Below are 8,541 nucleotides of genomic sequence, written 5' to 3'. Positions count from 1 at the left end.
TTTTAGAGAAGAACAATACGAGAGTACTATTCTCCATAGTGATCAGGGATGGCAATACCAGCACGAGTTTTATCATAGTTTTTTAGAGGATAAGGGCATTCAGCCATCTATGTCCCGCAAGGGGAATAGTACTGATAATGAAGCGCACCCAAAAAGTTAGACAGAAAATCTAACTTTTGGGGTGCAGTTCAATATTTGAGATGGGGGACTAGTCTATTTTATGGTGTTAATTGGTGTCAATTTTATCCAAATTGTATGATATTTATCTTAATTAGCATTGCTAATTTGTATGATTAGTTTCTTTTTCTCGAAACTTTTAGGAAAGAGTACATGCCTGGGGTTTGATGAGTTCAGAAATTTATAAAACAACTTAAAGTGTCATCAATAATAGTATTTTAAGTATAAAAGAGCTTATTAGAAAATTGTTCTCGTAGATTCATTACAACATATGCGTATACGATTGTAATTTATATAAAAATGTTTTGTAGACAATTCATTTCAGTAGTACAATATTAGTAAGAAGGAGGTTGTACTATGACTGCACATGATATTTTAAACAATCCTTTCCTTAATAAGGGAACTGCCTTTACCTTAGAGGAGCGAAAGGAACTAGGCCTTATTGGTTTACTGCCACCTTATATTCAAACGATTGAAGAACAAGCGGCGCAAACTTATGCACAAATGCAAACAAAAGCCAATGATTTGGAAAAACGTCTTTTCTTAATGGAAATTTTTAATACCAACCGGACTCTTTTCTATTACCTTTTTTCTCAACATTTAGAAGAATTCAATCCAATTGTATATGACCCAACCATTGCAGATACGATTGAAGGCTATAGTGATCTCTTTGTAGATCCACAATATGCGGGATATCTTGATATTAATCATCCTGAAAATATTGAAGCCACTTTGAAAAATGCTGCCGGGAGTCGCGAGATTCGACTCATTGTTGTAACAGATGCAGAAGGAATCCTTGGAATTGGAGACTGGGGAACAAATGGTGTCGATATTTCTGTTGGGAAATTGATGGTCTATACGGGTGCTGCTGGAATCGATCCTTCGATGGTCCTTCCTTTAGTCATTGATGCAGGGACTAACCGTGAAGAACTTCGTAACAATCCTAATTACTTAGGAAATCGTCACGAACGGGTCCGCGGAGATCGTTACTACGACTTCATTGACCAATTCGTTCAAACAGCAGAACGTCTCTTTCCTAAACTCTACCTTCACTGGGAAGACTTCGGTCGCTTGAATGCTGCGAATATTCTTGAAAAGTACCGGAAACAAATTCCGACCTTTAATGATGATATTCAAGGTACAGGAATTGTTACCTTGGGTGGAATCTTTGGTTCGCTGGATATTAGTGGTGAAAAATTAACAGATCAAGTTTATCTCTGCTATGGTGGTGGTACTGCGGGTGCAGGAATTGCCTCTCGTGTTCTTCGTGAAATGGTGAGTGAAGGTCTCTCCGAAGAAGAAGCTTATAAACGTTTCTTTATGGTTGATAAACAAGGTCTTCTCTTTGATGACATGGATGACTTGACACCAGAGCAAAAACCATTTGCTAAGAAACGTGCTGACTTTAGTAACGCAGACAAGTTGACTGACTTGCTTGAAGTAGTGAAGACTGTGAAGCCAACCATTCTTGTAGGAACTTCAACTCAACCTAATACCTTCACTAAAGAAATAGTAGAAGCTATGTGCGAAAACACAGAACGTCCAATGATCTTCCCCTTGTCAAATCCAACCAAATTGGCAGAAGCTAGTGCCAAAGATTTGATTGAATGGTCAGATGGAAAAGCTTTTGTCGCAACAGGAATTCCTGCTGATACGGTTTCTTATAAAGGTGTAGACTATGTGATTGGTCAAGCAAATAATGCCTTGATTTACCCAGGTCTTGGTCTAGGTATGCTGGCTTCTGAAGCAAGTCTTTTGACGGATGAAATGATTGGAGCAGCGGCTCATTCATTGAGTGGGATTGTCAATCCAGGCCAACCAGGAGCTCCTGTATTGCCACCATTCAAGTATGTAGCAGATGTTTCTATTAAAGTAGCTGAAGCAGTCGCTAAAAAAGCACAAGAGCAAGGTCTTGCGCGTGCTAAGGAAACAGATATGGCCAAAGCAGTTCGTGATTTGAAGTGGTATCCAGAGTATAAATAATTCATTTCTGCTGTCTACCGATAGAGCAGAAAAAACCAGCAACTTTTTTTATGAAGTTGCTGGTTTTGTTTATATCATTTTTATAAAGAAGTAATAAAAGTTAAACCGCCTAATATCACACCAGCTGCATTGGGAATGATAAGGATCCAGTCTTTTTTAGGTTCTTTTGTCCAACCATAGATTACCCAAATTAAACAAGAAGCCGCTGCGAATAGTGGTTGGAATGGTTGAGCTTTTGCTCCTTGTAAGTTAGCGATAATTTGTGGAATATATGCAATAAAGACAAGGACACCAACAAAAGCTCCAATAGATCCGACAAAGCGATTAATTTTTTGTTTAGACATACAATCCCTCCTGAGGTTTTATTATATCAGTAAGGAAAAGATACAGCCAATATTAAGATAAGAAGGAAGAGGATAGAATTGAAAGTTTTGCGTTAAGAAATTTCCCTATTTTAGATACATCTATTCTTATTTTATTGAAATCGAAATCAGAAGAAACTCTTCTGACGGTTGCTATTAAGTGATTTTAAGCTGTCCTAAAAACAAGACTGTTCAAACCAGGTCTTAAGAAACCTCGTAAAGCTAGTCAATTCACATGGGTGTTGTTGCTTTAGCAACTTACAGCCATGGGTGCGACGGGCGGGAGCCCTAGCCTCAAAATGTTAATATCGTTCTATTGCGAAGACGTATTCAAAGCATCCCATAGTTGAAGTGCTTTGTCTTATAATAATATTCAAAAACACTATTCTAGAAAGGTACTTTAGAATTCGATTTTAATGATTATTATTTTATATATATCGTCTATACGATTTTATTTTACAAAAAAAAATTAGTTTATATAGCATAGTATTTGATAAATCAAAATAGAACCATTATAATGTTATGGAATAAATTATGATTATATTTTGATAATCTATATCATTTTGGAGGATGTATGAAATTGAAACAAACTTACGGTTATCGTAAAAGTAAAATTTGTAAATCACTGTGTGGTGCAGTTCTAGGAGTAGTAGCAACAATCTCTGTAGCAGGACAAAATGTCTTTGCTGACGAAGCAACAACTGTGAGTGGAGTAGATACTTCTACTGCGACGGGAAATCCCGCAACGAATCTACCAGAGGCTCAAGCAAATCCTAGTAATGAAGCTATTGAAAGTCAAGCACAGGCTGGTCAAACAACGGGTTCAGTCCCAGTAAAAGTACCAACAACAGATGTTGATCAAGCTGTTGAAAATGCTAAAAATGCCGGTGTTAAAGTTGAAAATGATGAGACTGTTGACAAAGGAACAGTAAAAACTGCTGAGGAAGCTAACCAAAAAGAGACAGAAATCAAAGACGATTATGCAAAGCAAGCAGAAGAAATCAAGAAAGTAACTGAACAATACAAGGCTGACGTAGCTTCTAATCAAAAAGAGACTGATCGTATCAATGCGGAAAATAAGGCAACAAAAGATCAGTATGAAAAAGATATGGCTGCACACAAGGCTGAGGTCGAACGTATTACCAATGCTAATGCAGCTGCCAAAGCGGATTATGATGCAAAATTAGCACAATATCAAAAAGATTTAGCGGATGTCCAAAAAGCGAATACAGACGCCCAAGCTTCCTATGAGGCTGCCAAAGAAGCCTATGATAAAGAGTTAGCAGCTATTCAAAAAGCAAATGCCGACAATGAAGCGGACTACCAAGCTAAATTAGATGCTTATAATGCTGAATTGGCACGTGTGAAAAAGGATAATGCGGATGCTAAAGCTGCTTACGAGAAAGCTCTTGCTGAAAATACCGCTAAAAATAATGAAATCAAAGCTGAGAACGAAGCAATCAAACAGCGCAACGCACAAGCTAAGGCTGACTATGCAGCTAAGTTACTTAAGTATCAGTCAGCTCTTGCTAAATATCAAAAAAATTTAGCAGATTATCCAAGAAAATTGCAAGAGTATAAAGACGAACAAGCTGCCATCAAGGCTGCTCTTGCAGAACTTCAAAATCATAAAAACGAAGATGGTAACTTGACAGAGCCGTCTGCTCAAAATTTAGTTTATGATTCAGAGCCAAATGCCCAGTTATCATTGACAACTAATGGAAAAATGCTGAAAGCTTCTGCAGTTGATGAGGCCTTCAGTCATGATACAGCTCAATATTCTAAAAAAGTTCTTCAGCCTGATAATCTTAATGTTAGTTACCTTCAACAAGCCGATGACGTGGCTTCATCCATGGAACTTTACGGCAATTTCGGGGATAAGGCTGGCTGGACAACTACTGTCGGCAATAGCACAGAGGTAAAATTTGCATCTGTCCTCTTGGAACGCGGTCAAAGCGTGACAGCAACCTATACAAATCTTGAAAAATCTTACTATAATGGTAAAAAGATTTCTAAGGTCGTCTTCAAGTATACACTTGATTCCGACTCAAAATTCAAAAATGTGGACAAGGCTTGGTTAGGTATCTTTACCGATCCAACTCTAGGTGTCTTTGCCTCTGCTTATAATGGTGTAGCTGAAAAGGACACATCCATTTTTATTAAAAATGAATTCACCTTCTATGATGAAGATGGCAATCCGATTGATTTTGACAATGCGCTTCTATCTGTTGCTTCCCTCAACCGAGAACATAACTCCATTGAGATGGCTAAGGACTATACTGGAACCTTCGTTAAGATTTCAGGTTCTTCTATTGGAGAAAAAGAGGGCAAAATTTACGCAACTGATACCCTCAATTTTAGGAAAGATCAGGGTGGTGCCCGCTGGACTATGTATAAGCGAGGCGGCGAAGACGGATCAGGTTGGGACAGTTCTGATGCACCTAACTCTTGGTACGGAGCTGGCGCCATCCGTATGTCTGGTACAAACAATAGCGTAACAGTAGGGGCTATCTCTGCTACTCTAGTAATGCCTGTAAATCAAATGCCAGTTGTTTCTGGAAAAGATAATACGGAAGCTAAAAGACCAAACATTTGGTATTCACTAAACGGTAAGATTCGTGCGGTCAATGTGCCTAGGGTTACCAAGGAAAAACCAGAACCACCAGTAGAGCCAACAGCTCCAGTAGAACCAACTTATGAAGTAGAAAGTCCGTTGAAACCAACTCCGGTTGAACCAACGTATAAGGCTGATCCAAAGCCACCTACTAAGACGCCAAATAAGCCAGAGCCAACGCCACCGACGCCACCGACGCCGCAATCGGAGCCTAAAAAACCAGTTGAGCCAACTTATAAAGAGGTTCCAACGCCACCAGCTGACCCTGTTTATCAAAATCTTCCAACGCCACCAGCTGTGCCAACTGTTCATTTCCATTACTTTAAATTGGCGGTTCAACCCCAAGTAAATAAGGAAATCAGAAATAAGGATGATATTGATATCGATAAAACCTTAGTGGCTAAGCAATCTGTTGTGAAATTTCAATTGAAAACAAATGATTTACCAGCTGGTCGTGATGAGACAACTTCCTTTGTCTTAGTTGATCCGCTACCATCTGGTTACCAATTTGATATGGAGGCGACTAAAGATGCCAGTCCGGGATTTGATGTCACTTATGTTGAAGCCAGTCATACGGTAATTTTCAAAGCGACAGCTGAAACCTTGGATAAGTTCAATGCTGACTTAACCAAGTCTGTGGCCACGATTTACCCAACAGTAGTAGGGACGGTTCTTAATGATGGAGCAACCTATACAAATAACTTTACATTGACTATTAATGAAGCTTACGGTATCAAGTCTAATATTGTTCGTGTCACCACACCAGGTAAACCGAATGATCCTGATAATCCAAACAACAATTATATTAAACCACACAAGGTTAACAAGAATGAAAATGGTGTTGTGATTGATAATAAGAATGTTCTTGCAGGATCAATGAACTACTATAACTTGACTTGGGATTTAGATCAGTACAAGGGAGACAAGTCTTCCGCTGAAACTATCGCAAAAGGGTTCTTCTATGTGGATGATTATCCAGAAGAAGCACTGGACGCGAATCTAGATTTGGTTAAAATTAAGGATGCCAATGGTAGAGAAGTCACTGGGATTACAGCCAAAAACGTTAAGGATATCTCAGAATTAGATCCTCATATTCAAGATATGTTGAAAAAAGCTGGTATCAAACCAAAGGGTGCCTTCCAATTATTCTTAGCAGATAATCCACAATCCTTCTATGATACTTATGTGTCTAAGGGCATTGACTTGACCATCATTAGCCCAATGAAGGTTAAGGATGAGATGGGCAAGATTGGTGGAAAATATGAAAATAAAGTCTACCAAATTGATTTTGGTAACGGTTATGAGTCTAATGTGGTTGTCAATAATGTGCCTAAGGTAGATCCTAAGAAGGATGTCACTTTTACTTTGGATTCTACTGACAACAGCAGTGTGGATGGTCAAACCATTGGGTTGAAAAAGATTTTCAATTATCGTTTAGTTGGTGGTCTCATTCCAGACAACCACTCAAATGAACTCTTTGAGTACAACTTCTATGATGATTATGATCAAACAGGAGATCAATACACTGGTCAATATAAGGTCTTTGCTAAAGTTGATTTTGCTCTTAAAGACGGAAAAGTCATCAAGGCGGGTACCGAACTGACTCAATACACAACTTCAGAAGTTGATGAGGTTAAGGGAGCTATTGCCATTAAGTTCAATGAAGACTTCTTGCGTTCTGTTTCAATTGATTCAGCCTTTCAAGCTGAAAGCTATATCCAAATGAACCGTATTGCGGTTGGCACTTTTGAAAATACTTATATCAATACTGTCAATGGAGTAACTTACACTTCAAATACGGTTAAGACAACAACTCCTAAAGATCCGACTCCAACTAATGTTAAGGAACAGCCAAAAGCTAACGGTTCTCAACCAAGTTCTAGTCAAGAAACTCTCCCAAATACAGGAGTTACAGACAATGCCTATATGCCATTAGTCGGCCTTATCAGCGCAATGACAAGTTTTGGCTTACTTAGATGGAAACCTAAAAACAATGATAGTAAAAAGAAAAGTAAATAGCACAAAAAGTGTACTAACTCTCAAAAGTTAGACGATTGATTTGGCTCTTTGTCAAATAGTGTTGATGAAGAATATTAGGAAGGAATTAAGCAACTAATTGTTGCTTAATTCCTTTTTGTTTTTGGGAAAAAAGCTTTGTTATTAAAATAATCCTGTTTCTAAAATGGTAATAGTTTCTAAAGCTGTAGACATTTCTTTTGAGTACTTCGCGGTTTATAGGGTGTTTAATCATTCTTGTACGAATTACTTATTTAACAGCGCGTATTTTGGTATAATGCGGATGTTAACTTTACTAGTCGAGGAGTATTTATGTCTTATATTAGCACGATTAAAATCGCACTGATTTTATTTCCTATTTTAGCGTTTGTGATTACCATTCCGTACATGATTGTGAACTACCGGAAGTACGGTTCGGTGAATAAACTACGCACCGTTATTTTCTATTCGTTTATTTTATATTTATTGGCGGCATACTCATTAGTGAACTTGCCACTGCCTGACCCTGCGACCATTCATACGACGTACACAGACAAGTTAAATCTCGTTCCGTTTTCGTTCGTTAAGGACTTTCTTACGGACAGCCCATTTGTACTGACGGATCCTTCGACATGGATTGATTCGATGAAATATCCATCGTTCTACATCCCAGCATTCAATGTGTTAATGCTTGTACCATTTGGGATTTACATGCGTTATTATTTCAAATGTAGCCTTAAGAAGACGATTCTACTATCGGCGCTACTTAGCTTATTCTTTGAGTTAACGCAATTATCTGGATTGTACTTCATTTATCCTGGCCCTTATCGTCTATGCGACATCGATGATATTATTCAAAATACGACGGGTGGCGCACTCGGGTACTTCATTGGCCAGCTTGCGGTTTGGGTTCTTCCTTCAAGAGACGCGATTGATGAGAAATCTTTTGAGAAGGCTACTCAGGTATCGAGCACCCGCGTTATGTTATCGCTTCTAATTGATGCAGCGATTATCTATGTTCCGTATAGCTTTTTAAATACAACGATTCCAGTTTCAGTCTTTCTTGCATTGTATTTTGCTTTAGTGCCACTCTTTAATGGAAAAACACTCGGAAATGCCTTGCTCAAATTCGGAGTGGAGTTTAAAGACAACAAAGCTATTCGGGCAGTGCTCAGAGGTATCCTCATCACCGCGTACTTCAACTGGATTCCGCTAGGATTACTCACACTCATGGATGTCTTTAACTTTGAAGCAGAAACACCAGAATTCCTCGTATTATTTGCAGGAACCTTACTCGTATTCGTATTGTACTTCTTAATCATCCTTATCGTGACGCTCTTCAATCGTCGTTTCTTATTCGACCGATTAACAGGGGCAGAGTACCAAAGCACAATTGATAGAAAAGCATAA

Annotated in this window: 4 protein-coding genes and 1 pseudogene; 4 read left to right on the top strand and 1 reads right to left on the bottom strand. The window is 38.5% G+C overall.

Going from position 1 to position 8,541, the window contains the following annotated elements; translation table 11 throughout:
• Together ADH99_RS10210 and ADH99_RS00805 are read left to right on the top strand one after the other, a co-directional pair.
• A pseudogene (locus ADH99_RS10210) lies at window positions 1–139 on the top strand (DDE-type integrase/transposase/recombinase); the annotation flags it as partial.
• Window positions 140–534: 395 nt separating this feature from the next.
• The gene (locus ADH99_RS00805; RefSeq protein WP_005605890.1) at window positions 535–2,160 is read left to right on the top strand and encodes a malolactic enzyme; all 1,626 of its coding nucleotides are present in this window, start codon (window positions 535–537) and stop codon (window positions 2,158–2,160) included.
• An 80-nt stretch (window positions 2,161–2,240) separates the two neighbouring features.
• Here ADH99_RS00805 and ADH99_RS00800 read toward each other — a convergent pair whose 3' ends face one another.
• Window positions 2,241–2,504 carry a SemiSWEET family transporter gene (locus ADH99_RS00800; protein WP_005605887.1) on the bottom strand — a complete coding sequence of 88 codons (264 nt, stop codon included), beginning with the start codon at window positions 2,502–2,504 and terminating at the stop codon, window positions 2,241–2,243.
• Window positions 2,505–3,096: 592 nt separating this feature from the next.
• On the opposite strand from ADH99_RS00800, the gene ADH99_RS00795 reads away from it, so the two are divergent.
• Both ADH99_RS00795 and ADH99_RS00790 read left to right on the top strand, forming a co-directional pair.
• Window positions 3,097–7,155 carry a GbpC/Spa domain-containing protein gene (locus ADH99_RS00795; protein ID WP_049554376.1) on the top strand — a complete coding sequence of 1,353 codons (4,059 nt, stop codon included), beginning with the start codon at window positions 3,097–3,099 and terminating at the stop codon, window positions 7,153–7,155.
• A 309-nt stretch (window positions 7,156–7,464) separates the two neighbouring features.
• Entirely contained in the window at window positions 7,465–8,541 is a 1,077-nt protein-coding gene (locus ADH99_RS00790) for a VanZ family protein (protein WP_049554377.1), read from the top strand.

This window comes from Granulicatella sp. 572.rep1_STHE (assembly GCF_001073445.1).
Classification (GTDB): domain Bacteria; phylum Bacillota; class Bacilli; order Lactobacillales; family Aerococcaceae; genus Granulicatella; species Granulicatella adiacens.
Note: the sequence above shows the minus strand (reverse complement) of the source record. Positions and strands in the feature narration are given on the sequence as shown.